The organism is Streptomyces sp. 35G-GA-8 (genome assembly GCF_023534745.1).
GTDB lineage: Bacteria > Actinomycetota > Actinomycetes > Streptomycetales > Streptomycetaceae > Streptomyces.
This window is the reverse complement of sequence record NZ_JAMHJQ010000006.1, coordinates 75,449-94,054: the sequence shown is the minus strand read 5'-3', so window position 1 is coordinate 94,054 and position 18,606 is coordinate 75,449. Positions and strand designations below refer to the sequence as shown.

The 18,606-nt window shown below is 70.8% G+C and carries 13 protein-coding genes; 7 read left to right on the top strand and 6 right to left on the bottom strand.

Annotated features, from left to right (window positions below; genetic code table 11):
• Nucleotides 1-108: 108 nt before the first annotated feature.
• The 4 genes from M1203_RS14685 to M1203_RS14670 form a co-directional block, all read right to left on the bottom strand.
• Nucleotides 109-2,763 (bottom strand): PA14 domain-containing protein, encoded by a 2,655-nt coding sequence (locus tag M1203_RS14685; RefSeq protein ID WP_283958631.1) that lies wholly within the window; start codon nucleotides 2,761-2,763, stop codon nucleotides 109-111.
• 147 nt (nucleotides 2,764-2,910) lie between these two features.
• Nucleotides 2,911-4,128, bottom strand: a complete 1,218-nt coding sequence (gene glgC / locus M1203_RS14680; RefSeq protein ID WP_249950122.1) for a glucose-1-phosphate adenylyltransferase — start codon at nucleotides 4,126-4,128, stop codon at nucleotides 2,911-2,913.
• Between the two features lie 65 nt (nucleotides 4,129-4,193).
• Nucleotides 4,194-5,366: a glycogen synthase gene (gene glgA, locus M1203_RS14675; RefSeq protein WP_249950121.1), complete on the bottom strand. Its 1,173-nt coding sequence runs from the start codon at nucleotides 5,364-5,366 to the stop codon at nucleotides 4,194-4,196.
• Nucleotides 5,367-5,409: 43 nt separating this feature from the next.
• Nucleotides 5,410-6,186: a (2Fe-2S)-binding protein gene (locus M1203_RS14670; RefSeq protein WP_249950120.1), complete on the bottom strand. Its 777-nt coding sequence runs from the start codon at nucleotides 6,184-6,186 to the stop codon at nucleotides 5,410-5,412.
• Between the two features lie 117 nt (nucleotides 6,187-6,303).
• On the opposite strand from M1203_RS14670, the gene M1203_RS14665 reads away from it, so the two are divergent.
• The gene (locus M1203_RS14665) at nucleotides 6,304-7,272 is read left to right on the top strand and encodes a DMT family transporter (RefSeq protein WP_249950119.1); all 969 of its coding nucleotides are present in this window, start codon (nucleotides 6,304-6,306) and stop codon (nucleotides 7,270-7,272) included.
• Here M1203_RS14665 and M1203_RS14660 read toward each other — a convergent pair.
• Entirely contained in the window at nucleotides 7,153-8,481 is a 1,329-nt protein-coding gene (locus M1203_RS14660) for a peptidoglycan DD-metalloendopeptidase family protein (protein ID WP_249950118.1), read from the bottom strand. The two genes, M1203_RS14665 and M1203_RS14660, sit on opposite strands and share 120 nt — an antisense overlap.
• Before the next feature lie 240 nt (nucleotides 8,482-8,721).
• Here M1203_RS14660 and M1203_RS14655 point away from each other — a divergent pair, with 240 nt between their 5' ends.
• Nucleotides 8,722-11,244, top strand: coding sequence for a glycoside hydrolase family 3 C-terminal domain-containing protein (locus M1203_RS14655; RefSeq protein ID WP_249950117.1), 2,523 nt, complete (start codon nucleotides 8,722-8,724; stop codon nucleotides 11,242-11,244).
• Nucleotides 11,245-11,260: 16 nt separating this feature from the next.
• On the top strand, nucleotides 11,261-12,400 hold the full coding sequence (locus tag M1203_RS14650) for a LacI family DNA-binding transcriptional regulator (RefSeq protein WP_249950116.1): 1,140 nt from the start codon (nucleotides 11,261-11,263) through the stop codon (nucleotides 12,398-12,400).
• Between the two features lie 89 nt (nucleotides 12,401-12,489).
• On the opposite strand, the gene M1203_RS14645 is transcribed toward M1203_RS14650, so the two are convergent.
• A complete protein-coding gene (locus tag M1203_RS14645) occupies nucleotides 12,490-13,857 on the bottom strand; it encodes an ROK family transcriptional regulator (protein ID WP_249950115.1) in 1,368 nt (455 codons plus the stop codon).
• A gap of 142 nt (nucleotides 13,858-13,999) precedes the next feature.
• On the opposite strand from M1203_RS14645, the gene M1203_RS14640 reads away from it, so the two are divergent.
• The 4 genes from M1203_RS14640 to M1203_RS14625 are packed head-to-tail and all read left to right on the top strand — an operon-like array spanning nucleotide 14,000 to nucleotide 18,560.
• Entirely contained in the window at nucleotides 14,000-15,310 is a 1,311-nt protein-coding gene (locus M1203_RS14640; protein WP_249950114.1) for a sugar ABC transporter substrate-binding protein, read from the top strand.
• Nucleotides 15,311-15,320: 10 nt separating this feature from the next.
• Complete coding sequence (locus tag M1203_RS14635; RefSeq protein ID WP_249950113.1) at nucleotides 15,321-16,331, top strand: carbohydrate ABC transporter permease; 1,011 nt, start codon at nucleotides 15,321-15,323, stop codon at nucleotides 16,329-16,331.
• Nucleotides 16,324-17,184: a carbohydrate ABC transporter permease gene (locus M1203_RS14630; protein WP_249950112.1), complete on the top strand. Its 861-nt coding sequence runs from the start codon at nucleotides 16,324-16,326 to the stop codon at nucleotides 17,182-17,184. The genes M1203_RS14635 and M1203_RS14630 overlap by 8 nt, the downstream gene beginning before the upstream one ends.
• 20 nt (nucleotides 17,185-17,204) lie before the next feature.
• Complete coding sequence (locus M1203_RS14625) at nucleotides 17,205-18,560, top strand: GH1 family beta-glucosidase (RefSeq protein WP_249950111.1); 1,356 nt, start codon at nucleotides 17,205-17,207, stop codon at nucleotides 18,558-18,560.
• Nucleotides 18,561-18,606: the final 46 nt, after the last annotated feature.

Below are 18,606 nucleotides of genomic sequence, written 5' to 3'. Positions count from 1 at the left end.
TTCGTGCTCACGTGGCCGCGCCGCCGGCGCGCGTGAGCCCGCGCGTGCGCGAGCCCCGGCCCGCCCCGGATGCGGGCGGGCCGGGGCCGAAGAAACGCCCCAGGCGCGTCAGGACGTGGCGCACTCCATCGACGCCGGGTCGGAGGCATCACGGATCAGCGCGTCGTGCGCCGCCTTGAGCCGCTCGACATCGGGCTTCATCACCTTGCGGTCGTAGGTGAGCAGTCCGTTCAGCTCGCCCTCCACATCGGTGATCTGGGTGTAGACCGCCCCATTGCTCCCCTGGCAGGCGAGCTTGCGGACGTTGCCGAGCTGGGCCAGATACGCGTCGGTGTACGCGGCCTGGTCGACGCCTACATAGGTGTGCTGCACCGGCCAGGCGTGGCCGGGCACCGCGAGCCCGAGTCCGCCGTACTCCCCGCTGACCAGCGCCCGTTTCCCGTCGGGCGCGGGCAGTTGCGGGGTCGGATAGCCATGGGCGTCGGCGATGTCGCCGTTGCCGCCGTCGACCGCGCCGCAGCAGTTGACCCCGCTCATGTTGTTGACCAGCCGGGACGGGTCCCACGCCTTGGCCTGGTCGGCGATCCGCGCCTGGTCGTACTGGCCCCAGCCCTCGTTGAAGGTGACCCACATGACCACCGAGGGGCTGCTGCTGTGCTGGTCGATCATCCTCTTCATCTCGTGCTCGTACTGGGCACGGGACGCGGCGTCCGGAGTGATGGTGTTCATCGCCGGCATGTCCTGCCAGACCAGCAGCCCGAGCCGGTCCGCCCAGTAGAACCACCGGTCCGGCTCGACCTTGATGTGCTTGCGCACGGAGTTGTAGCCGAGCTTCTTATGCATCTTGAGGTCGTAGGCGAGCGCCTCGTCGGTCGGCGCGGTGTGCAGCCCGTCGGGCCAGAAGCCCTGGTCGAGTGTGGCCATGAGGAAGGTCGGCGTGCCGTTGAGCACCGTACGCGGCACACCGTCGACCTTCTCGACCGTGAGGGAGCGCATCCCGAAGTAGCTGCCGACCCTGTCCTTGCCCGCCGTCACCTCCAGCCGGTAGAGATGGGGATCGTCCGGCGACCACAGGCGCGGGTCGCGTACCGGCACGTTCAGGGTGCTTCCGGTGCGGCCGGTGACCGTGCCGATCTTGCGCTTGCCGTCGTACGCGGTGGCCGTGACCGGCACACCGTCGCGAATCCCGCGTACCTCGACGGCGAGCTTCTCGCCCGCCACATCGGGGGTGAGCCCGAGCGAGCCGACATGGTCGGCGGCGACCGGTTCCATCCAGACGGTCCCCCAGATTCCGGAGGAGGGGGTGTACCAGATGCCGCTCGGGTCCAGGCGCTGCTTGCCGACGGGCGGGTTCTCGCCGTCCGCGGCGTCGGTCGGGTCGTAGACGCCGACGATCAGCTCCTGGGTACGGCCGGGCTTCAGCGCGTCGGTCACATCGGCGGTGAACCGGTCGTAGCCGCCCTTGTGCTCGGTCACCTTCGTGCCGTTGACATACACCTCGGTCTGCCAGTCGACGGCGTCGAAGTTGAGGTTCAGTCGCTTGTCCTGGCCTATCCGCCAGTTCGGCGGCACGGTGAACGTACGGCGGTACCACATCCGGTCCTCGTGCCGTTCGATCCCGGAGAGCTGCGACTCCACGGGGTACGGGACGAGGATCCGCTCGCGCAGTGTGGTGCCGACCGGCGGGCGCTCGCCCTTCTCGGCGGCGGCGAACTGCCACTGTCCGTTGAGGTTCTGCCAGGAGTCACGGGTCAACTGCGGCCGGGGGTACTCGGGCAGCGCGTTCCCCGGGCCCACCTCCTTGGCCCAGGGGGTGGAGAGCTGGTACTCCGAGGTGTTGGGCCCGCTGCTCCAGAAGGCCGCGACCCGCTTGCCCTGCTGGGCGGCGAGGCCGCCCTCGCCGTCGTAGCGCAGATCGGCGGAGCCGCCCTTGCCGACGACCGGTTCCTTCAGGGTGACCAGCAGCCGTCTGGCGTCCTTGGGATCGCTCTTCACACTTCCCAGCGGCCAGGCCGCGCCGCCGATGATCGCGCTGAGATGGGAGACGAGTCCGGCGGGCGGGGCGGCGAGCTTCTGGACGAAGTCGAGCCGCAGGGTGCGGCCGTCCGGCAGTACGGTGGCGGCGGTGGCGCCGTCGTACGCGAAACCGTCGGGCAGCCGGAACGCGGACTGGGGCACCGGTCGCTTGCCACCGCCGGGCTCGGTCCACCTCAGGTGGAGGTTGGAGCCGCCGTAGTGCTCGAAGTACTCCACCTTGATGTCGTAGGCGCGGTCCGCGGTGAGTTCGACGGGCGGGGAGGTCTGTTCCTTGTCCCAGTCGTCGACCCAGTGGTCGATGGTGAGCCGGCCGTCGATCCAGAGCCGGAATCCGTTGTCGCCGATCATCGAGAAGGTGTGCGGGCCGGTGGTGGCCGGCACGATCTTCCCGGTCCAGCGCACGGTGACATCGTCGGCCTGCCCGGTGGCGGCCGTCAGCCGCGGTTCCAGATTGGCGAAGTCGATGGTCGGGTCGAACGCGGTGGCCTTGAGTTCATGGAAGTCGAAGGCTCCGGGGGCGGACTGGGTGTAGTACTCGCCCTTGAGCCCGTGGGCCTCGGCCGTGTCGTCGGCGGCCGACGCCGCCGGGACCGCGGCGAGTCCCCCGAAGCCCAGCACCGCGGCGAGCAAGAGGGCCAGTTTTCTTCGGATGCGCACATGTCCTCCACTGAGATAGCGGCTCGTCGTGGGGTTCTGTACAACGTTGGAAGGAACGGCAGTTGGCATGACAGCATGCCGTTCCGCCCGCTGTCCAGGGTCAGGACAGAGCACGGCCGGTTCCGTACGCATCGATCGGTGAACAGGACACCTGGCGAGCCCCCTGGCCGCGCGACGACGGGGTCGGACAGGCCCTGAGGGAGGTCGGGCGAGGGGTCAGGCGACCACTTGGCCCTTGCCCAGTGCGATGATCCCGTTCCCGGAGACCGTGTACAGCTCCCGGTCGCGGCCAGGGTTGACGCCGATGGTCGCGCCCGGTGGTACGTCCACGTTCTTGTCGAGGATCGAGCCGCGCACCACCGCCCCGCGTCCCACCCGTACGTTGTCGTGCAGCACGGAGCCCTGCACCACCGCGCCCTCCGCCACCACCACGCCCGGGGAGAGCACGGAGCGGGTGACCTGGCCCCGGATGACACAGCCGGGGCCGACGATCGACTCGCTCGCGATACCGCCCGACACGAAGCGCGCGGGCGGGAGTTGGCCGGAGTGGGTGTAGATGGGCCAGCGGCGGTTGTCGAGATCGAAGGCGGGGTGGTGCGAGATCAGATCCATATGGGCGTCGTAGTACGAGTCGAGCGTGCCCACGTCCCGCCAGTAGCCGTGCTCGCGCGGTGACTCGCCCGGCACATGGTTGTCCTGGAAGTCATAGACCTGGGCCATGCCGCGCTCGGTGAGCATCGGGAGGATCGAACCACCCATGTCGTGCACGGAGTTCTCGTCCTCGGAGTCCCGGTGCAGGGCGTCGACCAGCACCTTCGTCGTGAAGAGATAGTTGCCCATCGAGGCGAACACCCGATCGGGGTCGCCCGGCAGGCCCGGCGGGTCGGCCGGCTTCTCCAGGAAGCCCCGTACCTGCGTGCCGTCCGTGGCGGGCGTGATGACACCGAAGGACGCGGCCTCGGCGCGCGGCACCCTGATTCCGGCGACGGTGACGCCCGCGCCGTTGTCGATGTGCTGCGCGAGCATCTGGCGCGGGTCCATCCGGTACACATGGTCGGCGCCGAACACCGCTATGTAGTCGGGCTGTTCGTCGTGGACGAGATTGAGGGACTGGAGGATCGCGTCCGCGCTGCCCAGATACCAGCGCGGTCCGAGCCGCTGCTGGGCGGGGACCGGGGTCACATAGTTGCCGAGCAGGCTGGACATGCGCCAGGTGGTGCTGACATGGCGGTCCAGGGAGTGCGACTTGTACTGCGTGAGCACGCAGATGCGCAGGATGTCGGCGTTCACGAGGTTCGAGAGGACGAAGTCGACGAGGCGGTACGTACCGCCGAACGTCACCGCCGGTTTGGCCCGGTCCGCGGTGAGCGGCAGCAGACGCTTGCCCTCCCCGCCGGCCAGTACGATCCCGAGCACCGAAGGTCCACCGCGCATGGCCGCTCCCTTTGTTCGGACCTGTTCCGTACCTGCGCCGTACGTGTGCCGTACCTGTGCCGTACCTATCCGGACGTGAGAAGCTCCTCGTACACCGCGTACGTGCGGCGGGCCACCTGGTCCCAGCCGAACTCCCGCACCGCGCGCCGCCGGCCCGCCGCCCCCATCCGGGCCGCCGACTCCGGATCGTCGAGCACGCGGTTGAGCGCTTCGGTGAGAGCGGACTCGAAGGCTTCCGGGTGGCGTTCGTCGTACGGCACGAGCAGGCCCGTACCCCCGTCGTCCACGACCTCGGGGATGCCGCCCACCGCCGAGGCGACCACGGCCGTGCCACACGCCATCGCCTCCAGATTGACGATGCCGAGCGGCTCGTACACCGAGGGGCAGGCGAACACCGCCGCGTGGGTGAGGAGTTGGATCACCTCGGGACGCGGCAGCATCTCCGGGATCCAGAACACCCCGTCGCGGGTCCGCCCCAGCTCCTCGACCAGCTCATGGAACTCGGCGCCGATCTCGGGGGTGTCCGGGGCGCCCGCGCACAGCACCAGCTGGGCGCCGGGGTCGAGGGCGCGGGCGGCGCGCAGCAGATGCGGGACGCCCTTCTGGCGGGTGATACGGCCGACGAAGAGCACGAAGGGGCGGTCGGGGTCGATACCGATCCGGTCCAGTACGGCGGTCCCCGGGTCGGGACGGTAGAGCCGGGTGTCGATTCCGTTGTGGATGACCCGCACCCTGTCCGGGTCGAGCGAGGGATAGCAGGCGAGTATGTCCTCACGCATGCCCCGGGAGACGGCGATGACGGCGTCCGCGCCCTCGACGGCCGTGCGCTCGGCCCAGCTGGAGAGGGCGTAACCACCGCCCAACTGCTCGGCCTTCCACGGGCGCAGCGGCTCCAGGGAGTGTGCTGTCATCACATGCGGAATGCCGTACAGCAGCTTGGCGACATGGCCGGCGAGATTGGCGTACCAGGTGTGGGAGTGGACCAACTCGCGGCCCTCCAGGGCGGCGGCCATCGCCAGATCCACCGAGAAGGTGCGCAGGGCGTCATTCGCTCCGTCGAGTCCGGCGGCCGCCCGGTGGCGTACCACCCCGGCCGCGGGCGCCGCGTCGGCGCCGCCCCAGCAGTGCACTTCCAGTTCGGTCAGGGAGCGCAACTCCCCTGCCAGGAACTCCACATGGACGCCGGCACCGCCGTAGACGTCCGGCGGATACTCGCGGGTGAGCAGCCCGAGTCTCACGCCATCCCCCCGTTCTCGCCCGGCGATCGCAGCCCTGTCATGGTCACCCGGAAACCGTTCGCGCGGAAGACCGCCGGGGCGGCCGGTCGAAGACGCAGTCCCCGCACAGTCCGCCCGACGGGCACCGGTAGTAGAGACAGCAGCTGCGCCGGCGGAACGATCCGGCCACGCCGCCGCCCGTGCCGCGCAGGTCCGGGTGGGCGAAGAGGTCGGCCGCCAGTTCCCCGGCCCGTTCCGCCACCTCCGGCCGCCCGTTTCCCTCTCCCCACACGGTCAGTTCCCGCACGGCTCCGGCCAGCGCGGAACCCGCGTTTCCCCACAGCAGCCGGGGCGAGATCCGGCCATCGCGCCGCAGGGCCTCGCCGAGCGGGACGAGATGGCCGTACTGCACCGTCCGGCGCACCGATTCGGCGGTGCCGGGCAGCGCGCGGGGGCCGGTCAGCACGAGATCGTCCGGGGAGGTCGTCCCCGGATCCCAGTGGAGCCGGTCCGGGTCCAGATCGGGGACCACATCGGCGAGTACGGCGCTGCCGAGCGCGATCGACCAGAGCCGGGCCGCGAGGCCGAGTTGTGCCACGGAGGCGCCGATCCTGCGCTCGGGTGCGCGCAGCCGGGCCGCGACCCTGTCGACGCGGGCCGTCAACGGGGCGAGGTCGCCCGCGTACACCCGGGCCAGCGGGACATGCCGGGCGGCGGGTGTTCCCGCGCGCAGGGCGAAGAACCCGCCCACGTCGGCGACCCGCGCCAGGACGGGCCCCAGGTCGACCGGCCCGCTCCGGTCCGTACCGTCCACCCGGTCCGTTCCGTCCCCTCGGTCCATCCCGTCCACCCCATCCATAGGACTACATCCGGCCTCACTGTGTACTACGACGGCAGTACGCCGAAATGACCTCTCCAGGACGACGCCGAAATCACGCCGGCAAGAGATCGTGACTCCATGAGTGCACTCGCGCTGTCCGTGCTGCTGTCCCTGGTGTCGGCGGTCGCCTATGCCGCCGGGGCGATCCTCCAGGAACGCGTCGCGGCGGACACCGCCGACCGGCCGTACGCACCCCTGCACCACGGGGTCTGGTGGGCCGCCGTGGCCCTGAACGGCCTGGGCGCGGTGCTGCATGTCGTCGCGCTGGCGTACGGGCCGCTCAGCCTCGTCCAGCCGCTCGGTGCGCTCACCATCGTCTTCGCGCTGCCCATGGCGGCGCTCTTCGTCGGCCGCAGGGCCGGGCACACCGCCTGGCGGGGCGCGATCATGGCGTCCGTGGGGCTGGCCGGACTGCTGGCGCTGACCGACGGCGCCGATTCCCGGTCGCCGGACGGCGACGAGCGGCTGATGCTGGCCGCGGGCACGGTCGGCGTCGTGGGGCTGCTCTTCCTGGTCGCGAGGGTGGTGGGACGCCCGGTCGTGCGGAGCATGCTGCTGGCGGGCGCGGCCGGTGTCGCGTTCGGGATCGCCTCGGTCTTCACCAAGACCGTCGCCGTGGACTGGACGTCCGAGACGCCCACCGTGCGGGCGCCGAGCCTGGTGGTGATCGCGGTACTCGCGGTCTGCGGGCTGCTGCTGTCGCAGGCGTCCTACCGGGGCGCCGGGCTGGCCGCGCCGCTGGCCACGGTGACCGTCGTCAATCCGGTGGTCGCCGCGGCCGTGGGACTCACCCTGTTCGACGAGCGGTTCAGCTACGACGTGCTCGGTACGGTCCTGGCGCTGGGCTCGGGTGTGGTCGCGGCGGGCGGGCTGATCCTGCTCACCACCGAGCGTCTCGCCTCGTCGCCGTCCCCGTCCCCGTCCCCGTCAGATCCTGACGCCGCGCGCCCGCAGGTAGGCGAGGGGGTCGATGTCGGATCCGTACCCCGGCCCCGTACGCATCTCGAAGTGGAGATGCGGTCCGGTGCTGTTGCCGGTGGATCCTGACCGCGCGATCCGCTGGCCGCTGCCGACCTGCTGGCCCTCGCGCACATTGAGCGCGGAGAGGTGCGCGTACTGGCTGTACTTGCCGTCCGCGTGCCGGATGACGACCTGGTAGCCGTACGACCCCTCCCAGCCGGCCGAGACCACGTGTCCGGCGGCGACGGCCTTCACCGACGTGCCGGTGGGGACCGGGAAGTCCACCCCCGTGTGATAGCCGCTGGCCCAGGAGCCGGACTGGCGGTACTGCGTGCCGGTGGAGGCGGAGACCGGGGCGTTGGCCCCGCCCGTCCTGGGCTTCTCGGCGCGGACGGGCTCCTTGGCCTCCTCGCGCTTCTCGGTCTCCTTCGGCTTCTCCGCCTGCTTGGGCTTCTCGGCTTCCTCGGGCTTCTCGGCTTCCTTCGGCTTCTCCGCCTGCTTCGACGCGGCGGGCTTGGGCTGGACGACGGGCTTCGCCGTCTGCTTCGGCTTCTCGGCCGGGGCGGGCTTCGCCTCCGGCTGAGCGGAGGCGCTGCCCTTCGACGGCGCCAGAACGTGCAGGACGAGCTTCTGGCCGGGGAAGATCAGATCCGGGTCGCTGCCGATGAGCCGGCGGTTCTCCTCGTACAGCCGCTGCCAGCCGCCCTTGACCGACTCGTCGACGGCGATCTCGGAGAGCGAGTCGCCACGGGCGACGGTGTAGCCCTCGCGCTGCGTCGGCACGGAGGTGGGCGACGCCTTCTCGCGTGCGACCGACGCGCTCTTCGCCTGGACCGGGCCGCTGGTCTTCCGGGTCGCCGTACGGGGCGCGTTCGCCGCGTCGCGGGCCTCGTCCGGTGTGATGTCCGGCGCGTCGCCGCCCCGGGTCAGTCCCGCGCGGACCGAGCAGGCGGGCCAGGCCCCGGGGCCCTGCCCCTTGAGCACCTTCTCCGCGACGGCGATCTGCTGGTCCTTGGTCGCGAGATCGGCGCGCGGGGCGTAGCTCCCGCCGCCGTACGCCTCCCAGGTGGACTGGGTGAACTGGAGCCCGCCGAAGTGGCCGTTGGCGGTATTGATCTGCCAGTTGCCCGTCGACTCGCAGGCCGCTACCTTCTCCCAGACATCGACCGAGGCGGCGTGTGCCGTACCCGCGGCGATGAACGGGAGCGCCATCCCCGCGCCACCGGCCGTGAGAGTCAGGGACGCGCGGTTGATACGGCTCGGCTGGTATCGGCGGTGCCGACCGGTTGCGACCATGGCTGGGCTCCCCCACTGGCTGTAGGACATGTCACAAGCGGCCAACTTAGAGGCTTGGCACAGATCATGACAAGACCTCAGCTACTCCCCGGCGAACGCCGCGTACTCAGCGTGCCACCCCGGACCCGTTCGCGTCTCAAGGAACCGCGTATTGGCCGCCGTTGACATGGCGACGGGGGTCCGGGGAATCTGTGCGAGGGGAGCTGGAGAGCGCTCTCCCATCGCACGAAGGGGGCAGGCATGGACGGGACGGGCATGACCGACGAGGAGATCGGCCATCTGCTGGAGAAGCTGGATCTCGGACAGAAGGTGCGTCTGCTGACGGGCGCGAGCAACTGGCGTACGCACGCAGAACCGGCCATCGGGCTGCGGGCGATCACCTTCTCCGACGGGCCGACGGGGGTACGGGGCGAAGCCTGGGACGAGCGGGACACCTCGCTCGTCCTGCCCTCCCCCACCGCGCTCGCCGCCGCCTGGGACGAGGAACTGGTCGCCGAACTGGGCGGACTGCTCGCCGCGGAGGCCCGGCGCAAGGGCGTCGACGTCCTGCTCGCGCCCACCCTCAATCTGCACCGGTCACCGCTGGGCGGACGGCACTTCGAGTGCTTCTCCGAGGACCCGCTGCTGACGGGGCGCACCGGCGCCGCGCTGATCGGCGGCGTCCAGTCCGGTGGAGTCGCGGCCACCGCCAAGCACTTCGTCGCCAACGACGCGGAGACCGACCGGCTCACCGTGGATGTGCGGGTGGACGAACAGACGCTGCGCGAGGTCTATCTCGCCCCCTTCGAGACCGCCGTGGACGCCGGCGTCTGGGCGGTGATGTCCGCGTACAACCGGGTCAACGGGGTCACGATGGCCGCGGCGCCGCAGCTGGCCCGGCCGCTCAAGAGCGAGTGGGGGTTCGACGGCCCTGTCGTCTCCGACTGGGGCGCCGTACGCACCCTGCTCGACACGGCCCGCGCCGCGCAGGATCTGGCGATGCCGGGGCCCGGCGGTCCATGGGCCGACGGGCTGCGCGCCGCCGTGGAGCGGGGGCTCGTCCCGATGGAACGGATCGACGACAAGGTACGGCGACTGCTGCGGCTGGCCGACCGGGTGGGCGCTCTGGGGGATCCGCCCCGGGTGCGGCGGCCGACGGCCCGGCTCGCCATCGCGCCCGAGACCCCTCCCCGCGCGCTGCTGCGCCGGGCGGTCGCGGCCGGCGCCGTGCTGCTGCGCAACGACGGGGAGTTGCTGCCGCTCGACCCGGCCCGGCTGCGCTCCGTCGCGGTCATCGGGGCGCATGCCGCGGCGGTACGGATCCAGGGCGGCGGCAGCGCGGAGGTGTTCCCCGCCTCGCGGGTCTCCCCACTGGACGGCATCCGAGCGGCGCTGGCCGGGGCCGCCGAGGTGACGTACCGCGCGGGCCTGCCCCCGAGCGCGCTGCCCCGGCCGCTGGATCCTGCCGGGACCGACGGGCCGTTCACCCGCGATCCGGTCAGTGGTGAACCGGGCGTGCTGGTAAGGCTGTTGGACGAGGACGGCGCCGAACTGCACGCGGAGCACCGGCTGTCCGGCCGGATCGTGGAACCGGCCAGGGTGCCGGGCGCGCGGACCGTGGAGATCCGGGCCCTGATCCGGCCCCGCCGGGAAGGCGAGTGGACGCTCGCGGTCGGTGGCTGGGGGCCGCTCTCCCTCTCCGTCGCGGGCCGTACCCTGCTGTCCGGCACCTTCCCGCTGGACTCCGACGATCCGACCCGGGTCCATGTCGCCCCGCCGTACCGGAGCGTACGTACCGCGCTGGCCGCCGGCCAGGAGGTGGAGGTGGTCGCCAGGCGCGGCCTCGCCGCCGGTACCGGAATCGCGACGATCCTGGCCGCCGCCCCGCCCCCGGGCGACGCCGCGACGGCGCTCGCCTCGGCCGTCGCGGCGGCCCGGGACGCGGACGCCGCGGTGGTCGTCGTGGGCACCACCGAGGAGAGCGAGTCGGAGGGCCGCGACCGTGACACGCTCGCACTGCCCGGCGGCCAGGACGCGTTGGTACGGGCCGTCGTCCGCGCCAATCCCCGTACGGTCGTGATCCTCAACGCGGGCGGTCCCGTCGTCCTCCCCTGGCGCGCCGAGGTGCCCGCGCTGCTGCTCGCCTGGTTCCCGGGGCAGGAGGCCGGGGACGGGCTGGCCGACGTCCTGTTCGGCCGCGCCGAGCCCGGCGGCCGGCTGCCCACCACCTGGGCGGCGGCCGAGGAGGACGTGCCCGTCCTGCGCACCCGCCCGGAGCGGGGCCAACTCCACTACTCCGAGGGCCCGTACATCGGCTATCGGGCCTGGCTGCGCTCGGGTGTGCCGCCCGCCCACTGGTTCGGCCACGGTCTGGGCTACACCAGTTGGTCGTACGGGGCGATGGAGGCGCCGTCCGGGGTGATCGCGGGCGAGCCCTTCGAGGTACGGATACGGCTGCGCAACACCGGCCGCAGACCGGGCCGCGAGGTGGTCCAGCTCTATCTGGCCGGGCCCTCGCCCGCGCGCGAGCCGGCGGCGCGGCGGCTCGTCGGATACACGGCGGTCGTCGCGGACCCGGGCGAGGAAGTCGTCGCGGTGGTACGGGTGGACGGCCGGGCGACCGAGCGCTGGTCGGCGGAGCGTCATCGCCGGGAGACCGTCCCGGGCGAACTGCTGCTGTGGGGCGGCCGGTCGGCCGGAGACCTGCCGCTCAGCGCGGTGATCACGGCGTCGGCGCCACCGGGACGGTCACCGGGGGCGGCAGCGGAGAGCGCTCTCCGCTGATGCTATAAATGGGGGCATGACGGAAGACCCGAGACCGGCCGGTTCACCCACGCTGGAGGATGTGGCGCGAGCGGCCGGAGTCTCCCGCGCCACGGTCTCACGGGTCGTCAACGGGGTCCGCAATGTCGACCCGGTGATACAGGAGTCCGTACGCCAGGCGGTGGCCGCGACCGGCTACACCCCCAACCGCGCGGCCCGCTCCCTGGTCACCCGTCGTACGGACGCGATCGCCCTGGTGGTCTCGGGCGCGGGGGACGACCCGGCTCCGGAGGACGAGGCCGCCGCCCCCCACCCCGCGGGACCGAAGGACGGCGACGGCGTCGCGCGCCATACCGACGAGCCCGACGGCGGGGCGGGATCCTCCTTCACCGCCGAGGTGTTCGCCGACCCGTTCTTCGGCCGGGTGGTGACGGGGGTCGTCAACTACCTTCGGCCGCGCGGGATGTATCCGGTCCTGATGTTCGCCGAGACCTCGCGCGCCCGCGACGAGGTCGTCTCGTATCTCCGTCAGGGCAGCGCCGACGGCGCCCTGGTCGTGTCGACCCATGCCGATGATCCGCTGCCCGCCCTGATCACGGACGCCGGGCTGCCCGCCGTGCTGTACGCGCGCCCTTCCCGGCCCACCCGGATCAGCTATGTCGATCTCGCCCACCAGGACGGCGCGCGGCTGGCCGCGGAACATCTGCTGGCGCGCGGCTGCCGCCGGATCGCCACCATCACCGGCCCGTTGGACGTGCCCGCGGGACAGGACCGGCTGGCGGGTTTCCGCGACACGATGGCGCGCGCCGGGCAGCCGTATCTCCCCCTCGCCGAGGGCCGGTTCACCCAGGAGAGCGGTGAGGCGGCGATGGCCCGGCTGCTGGCCGAACACCCGGATCTGGACGGGGTGTTCGCGGCGAACGACCTGATGGCGGTGGGTGCCTGCCATGTACTGCGGGAGCACGGCAGACGGGTGCCCGAGGATGTGGCGGTGATCGGGTTCGACGACAGCAGCGCCGCCGCCGCGTGCCGGCCGCCGCTGACCACCGTCAGACAGCCGGTGGAGGAGATGGCGGCGGAGATGGCCCGGCTGCTGCTCGACCGGCTCGCCGGATCGGACCGCGCGGTGACGTCGGTGATCTTCGAGCCGTCGCTGGTGGTACGCGGATCGGCCTGAGGCTCCGCGTACGTACCCCGTCCGCACCGCGGATCCGGTTCTGTCCGGGCCGGTTCTCTCCGGGCCGGTTCAGTCCGGGGCCGCGCCGGTCATGAGGGCTCCCCCGAAGCGGAAGCGGCGGACGCGCGCCGCCAGCGCTGCGGCGCCGCCGCCCCGCCGGGCTCCGCCGGACCCGACTGACCGGGAACGCTCGGGCGGCTCCCGCCCCGCGCGAGGAAGGCGGCGAGCGGCAGCGTGGCCGCGCCGACCGTGACCGCGTCAGGCCCCAGTTCGCCCAGCTCGATCGTGGTACGCGCCGCCGCGTGGCCGAGTGCGTACTGCTCCGCGTGGCGCCGGATCGCGGGCAGCAGACGCGGGCCGATGAGCAGCCCCGCCCAGCCGCCGAGCAGGATGCGCTCGGGCAGGAACAGGTTGATCAGATCGCCGATGGCCGCGCCCAGGCATTCCGCGGTGTCGTCCAGGAGCGAGACGGCCAGCGGGTCGGGCGGGGGCCCGCCGGGTCCGGGGAAGGCCGCGACCAGCAGGGCGGCGAGCGCGGTCTCGTCGTCCGCGTCCTCGGGGAGCGAACCGCCCGCCTCGTACCAGCGTTCGCGCAGCGCCTCCGCTCCGGCGTACGCCTCCAGACAGCCGATGGAGCCGCAGCGGCAGCGACGGCCGCGCATCCGCACGGTGGTGTGGCCCCATTCGAGGGCGCTGCTCCGGCCGCTCTCCTCGATCAGGGCGCCGCCATGGATGACGCTCGCGCCGATACCGGAGCCGATGAGGGCGATGGCGGCGGTGCCCGCGCCCCGGCCGCCGCCGAACCACATCTCGGCCTGGCCGAGGGTCTTGGCGCCGTTGTCGATGAACAGCGGTACTTCGGCGGGGACTTCGAGGACGGCCCGGAGCAGCTTCTCGAAGGGCACCGCGTGCCAGCCGATGGTGGGACCGTGGACCGTGGCTCCGGCCGGGCCGCCGCGCTCGATGATGCCGGGGACCCCGATGCCGATGCCGAGAAGCCGCTCCGGGTCGGCGCCGGCGTCGCGCAGGACATCGGAGACGCCGATCCTGACGTGGTTCACGATGCGTTCGACGTCGTAGCCGTGCCGGGCGGGGCCTTGCGGCCGGGCGGGGCCCAGCAGCCGGTCGGTGCGGGCCAGTTCGGTGAGGGACAGATCGAACAGCTCGACCCGGACGCGGGTCTCACCGATGTCGATGCCGATGAGCAGACCTCCGCCGGGGGCGACCCGCAGCAGGGTACGGGGACGACCGCCGTCCGAGTCGACCACGCCGGCTTCTTCCAGAAGGCCCTCGGCGGCCAGTTCCGCAACGACGTTGCTGATGGATCCTGAACTCAGTCCGGTGGCGGGACCGAGCTCCTGGCGGCTCAGCGGGCCGTCGAAATACAACCGTCGCACAACCCGGGCACGGTTCCCCCTGCGCAGGTCACGCACCGTCCGTCTGTTGCGTTCTGCCATGTTGCTCCTTCCCTCGACGCAACATACCCCGGTCACAGACCTTGACGCGACCTTCGCTCACCTCTTAAATCACGTCATAAATTAAGTCATGGAGGCCGTTCGACTCTCGAACGCAGCCATCCCCGGAAAGGGGCCACCTCTCATGCGCAAAGCCAGAGCCGCCGCAGCCATCGCACTCGCCAGTGCCCTCACCGCCGTCGCCGGATGCGGCGGGGGATCCTCGTCCGGCGGTGGCAGCAACGAGTCGCCGAAGACGCTCACCTACTGGGCGTCCAACCAGGGACCCAGCATCGAGGCGGACAAGAAGATACTCACCCCCGAACTGAAGAAGTTCGAGGAGGAGACCGGGATCAAGGTCAAGCTGGAGGTGGTCCCCTGGTCCGACCTGCTCAACCGGATCCTCGCCGCCACCACCTCGGGACAGGGCCCCGATGTGCTGAACATCGGCAACACCTGGTCGGCCTCGCTCCAGGCCACCGGCGCGCTGCTGCCATGGGACCAGAAGAACTTCGACGAGATCGGCGGCCGTGACCGGTTCGTCGACTCGGCGGTCGCCTCGACGGGCGCGGAGGGTCAGGACCCCGCCGCCGTGCCGCTGTACTCGCTCGCGTACGCGCTCTACTACAACAAGAAGATGTTCGCCGACGCCGGGATCTCGCAGCCGCCCGCCACCTGGGACCAGTTGATCGCCGACGGCAAGAAGATCTCCAAGGACGGCAAGTGGGCGCTCGGCGCCGAGGGCTCCAATCTCTCGAACAACATCCACCAGGTCTTCGCCCTCGGCAAGCAGCACGGAGCCGACTTCTTCGACACGTCCGGCAAGCCGACCTTCACCTCGGACGGCGCCGTCGCCGCCGTGAAGCAGTACGTCGACTTCATGGCCAAGGACAAGATCATCGCTCCGGGCAACGCGGAGTACGCCCAGAACCAGTCCCTCCAGGACTTCGCCAAGGGCAGGACGGCCATGGTCCTGTGGCAGGCCGCGGCCACGACCTTCGCCGCCCAGGGAATGAAGCCCGAGGACTGGGGCGTCGCTCCCGTACCCGTCGCGTCCGGCACCCCGGGCACCGGCCAGAACCTCAACTCCATGGTCGCCGGCATCAACATCGCGGTGTTCAAGAACACCAAGAACATCGACGGCGCCAAGAAGTTCGTGAAGTTCATGACGAGCGACGCCGAACAGAAGCTGCTCAACAAGACCTTCGGCGCGGTCCCGCCCGTCAAGGCCGCGCAGGATGACCCGGCGTTCTCCGCCCCGGACGTGAAGGTCCTGCGCGACACGCTGGCCACCAGCGCCGCGCCGCTCCCCCAGGTCGCGAACGAGTCCCAGTTCGAGACGACCGTCGGCACGGCCGTCAAGGGTCTGTTCGCCGACGCCGCGGCGGGCAAGCCGGTGACCACCGAATCCGTCAAGGCGGCCCTGACCAAGGCCCAGCAGCAGATGGCGCAGTGAGGCTCTCCCCATGACCGCCACCCTGACACCCAGCAGTGGGCGCGAGGCGGGCGATACGGAGAAGACGGACGGCGGGGGTGCGCGCGGACGACGTCTGCCGCGCATCCCCGACCGGATCCGTCAGGGCGGACTGCCCTATCTCCTGCTGTTGCCCGCCGTCGTGCTCGAACTGCTCATCCACCTCATCCCGATGGTGATCGGCATCTGGGTGAGCTTCCGGCAGCTCACCCAGTTCTTCATCCGGAACTGGGGCAATTCGCCCTTCGCCGGTCTCGACAACTACAAGATCGCCATCGACTTCGACGCCCCGATCGGTCAGGCGCTGCTCCACTCGTTCCTGGTGACCTGCGCCTTCACCGTGCTCTCGGTCGGGCTGTCCTGGCTGTTCGGTGTGACGGCGGCGATCATGCTCCAGGAGAACTTCCGCGGCCGGAGTGTGCTGCGGACGATCTTCCTCGTCCCGTACGCCCTGCCGGTGTACGCGGCGGTGATCACCTGGGCGTTCATGTTCCAGCACGACAACGGCCTCATCAATCACCTCCTGTACGACCAGCTCGGCCTCACCGACAAGCCGTCGTTCTGGCTGATCGGCAACAACAGCTTCGTCGCGCTGGTCGTCGTCTCGCTCTGGAAGTCCTGGCCCTTCGCGTTCCTGATGCTGATGGCGGCTCTCCAGAACATCCCGCGCGATCTCTACGAGGCCGCCTCCATCGACGGAGCGGGCATCTGGCAGCAGATCCGCAAGATCACCCTGCCGTCGCTGCGCCCGGTCAACCAGGTGCTGGTGCTGGTGCTGTTCCTGTGGACGTTCAACGACTTCAACACGCCGTATGTGCTGTTCGGCAAGTCGGCGCCGGAAGCGGCGGATCTGATCTCGATCCATATCTACCAGTCGTCGTTCGTCACCTGGAACTTCGGTTCCGGATCCGCGATGTCCGTCCTGCTGCTGCTCTTCCTGCTGCTGGTCACGGCGGTCTATCTGGTCCTCACCTCACGGGGAAGGAAGGGCTCGGATGTCTAGGCCCAGGTCTCCCATGGCACCGCCGCGGTCGTTCCTCTGGACGCGCCGCGTCATCCTGACGGCGCTCGCGGCCTTCGCGCTGCTGCCCGTCTATGTGATGGTCAGCAGCTCGCTCAAGCCGCTCCAGGACGTCTCGGGGAAGTTCGAGTGGTTCCCGACGAACTTCACGATCCGCCCGTACTTCGACATCTGGAAGACCGTCCCGCTCGCCAAGTACTTCGTGAACTCGCTGATCGTGGCGGGTTCGGCGACCGTACTGTCGGTGGTGATCGCGGTGTTCGCCGCGTACGCGGTGAGCCGCTACCGCTTCCGCGGCAAGCGCGTCTTCACGGTCACGGTGCTCTCCACCCAGATGTTCCCCGGCATCCTCTTCCTGCTTCCGCTGTTCCTGATCTTCGTGAACATCGGGAACAGCACGGGCGTCGAGCTGTACGGCTCGCGCGGCGGTCTGATCCTCACCTATCTGACGTTCTCGCTGCCGTTCTCCATCTGGATGCTGATCGGATACTTCGACTCCATCCCGAGGGAGCTCGACGAGGCCGCGATGGTGGACGGCTGCGGACCCATCCGCGCCCTGTTCCGGGTGGTCGTGCCCGCCGCGGTCCCCGGCATCGTCGCCGTCGCCGTCTACGCGTTCATGACGGCGTGGGGCGAGGTCCTGTTCGCCTCCGTCATGACCAACGACACCACCAGGACCCTCGCCGTCGGCCTCCAGGGCTACGCCACCCAGAACGACGTCTACTGGAACCAGATCATGGCCGCCTCGCTGGTCGTCAGCGTGCCGGTGGTCGTCGGGTTCCTTCTCCTCCAGCGCTACCTCGTCGCCGGCCTGACCGCGGGCGCCGTGAAGTGAATCCTCCAGAAAGGCAGTCCGTGAACGACCTCAACGCCCTTCCCCACGATTTCACCTGGGGCGTCGCCACCGCCGCGTACCAGATCGAGGGAGCCGTGGCCGAGGACGGCCGTGCCCCCTCGATCTGGGACACGTTCTCGCACACCCCCGGCACGATCGACAACAACGACAACGGCGATGTGGCCTGCGACCACTACCACCGGGTGCCCGAGGACATCGGGCTGATGAAGCGGCTCGGCGTGGACGCGTACCGCTTCTCGCTCGCCTGGCCACGGATCGTCCCCGGCGGCGACGGACCGGTGAACAAGGCCGGTCTGGACTTCTACGACCGGCTGGTGGACGGCCTGCTGGAGGCCGGCGTCACGCCGTTCGCCACGCTCTACCACTGGGATCTGCCGCAGGCGCTCCAGGACCGGGGCGGCTGGCCGGTACGGGACACCGCCGAGCACTTCGCGCGGTACGCGTCCGTCGTCGCCGAGCGCCTGGGCGACCGGGTCAAGGACTGGGCGACCCTCAACGAACCGCTGTGTTCCTCATGGATCGGCCATCTCGAAGGCACGATGGCGCCGGGGATCACCGATCTCACGGCGGCCGTACGCACCTCGTTCCATCTCCATCTCGGACACGGTCTGGCCGTCTCGGCGCTGCGCGCGGCCTCCTCGGACGCCCGGATCGGCATCGTCAACAACCTCAGCCCGATCGAGCCGGCCAGCGACAGCGAGGCCGACCGCGCGGCGGCGGTACGGGCCGACGGCCACACCAACCGCTGGTGGCTCGACCCGATCCACGGCCGCGGCTATCCGCAGGACATGCTCGATCTGTACGGCGTCGAACTGCCCGAGCGCCCCGGCGATCTGGAGACCATCGCGGCACCGCTGGACTGGCTGGGGCTGAACTACTACTTCCGTCAGATCGTGCGGGACGACCCGACCGGGGCCGCCCCGTTCGCCCGGCAGATCGACGTACCGGACGCGCGCCACACCCATATGGGCTGGGAGGTGCACGCCGACGGTCTTGAGCAGCTGCTGCTGCGGCTCACCGAGGAGTACGGCGCGCGGCGCGTCTATGTCACCGAGAACGGCGCGGCCTTCCCCGACACCGTCGCGGCGGACGGCACGGTCGACGACCCCGAGCGCGCCAGGTATCTGGACGAGCATCTGGCGGCCTGTGCGCGGGCGGTGGCGAAGGGTGCCCCGCTCGCCGGGTACTTCGCCTGGTCGCTGATGGACAACTTCGAGTGGGCGTACGGCTACGACAAGCGCTTCGGTCTGGTCCATGTGGACTACGAGACGCAGCGGCGCACCATCAAGGGCAGCGGCCATCACTACGCGGACATCATCCGCGCGGCGAACGCCCGGAGCCGTAAGGCGGCCTGACACGGGTGCTCCCACGGCAACGGCCGGCGCCACCACCCCGTCGGTG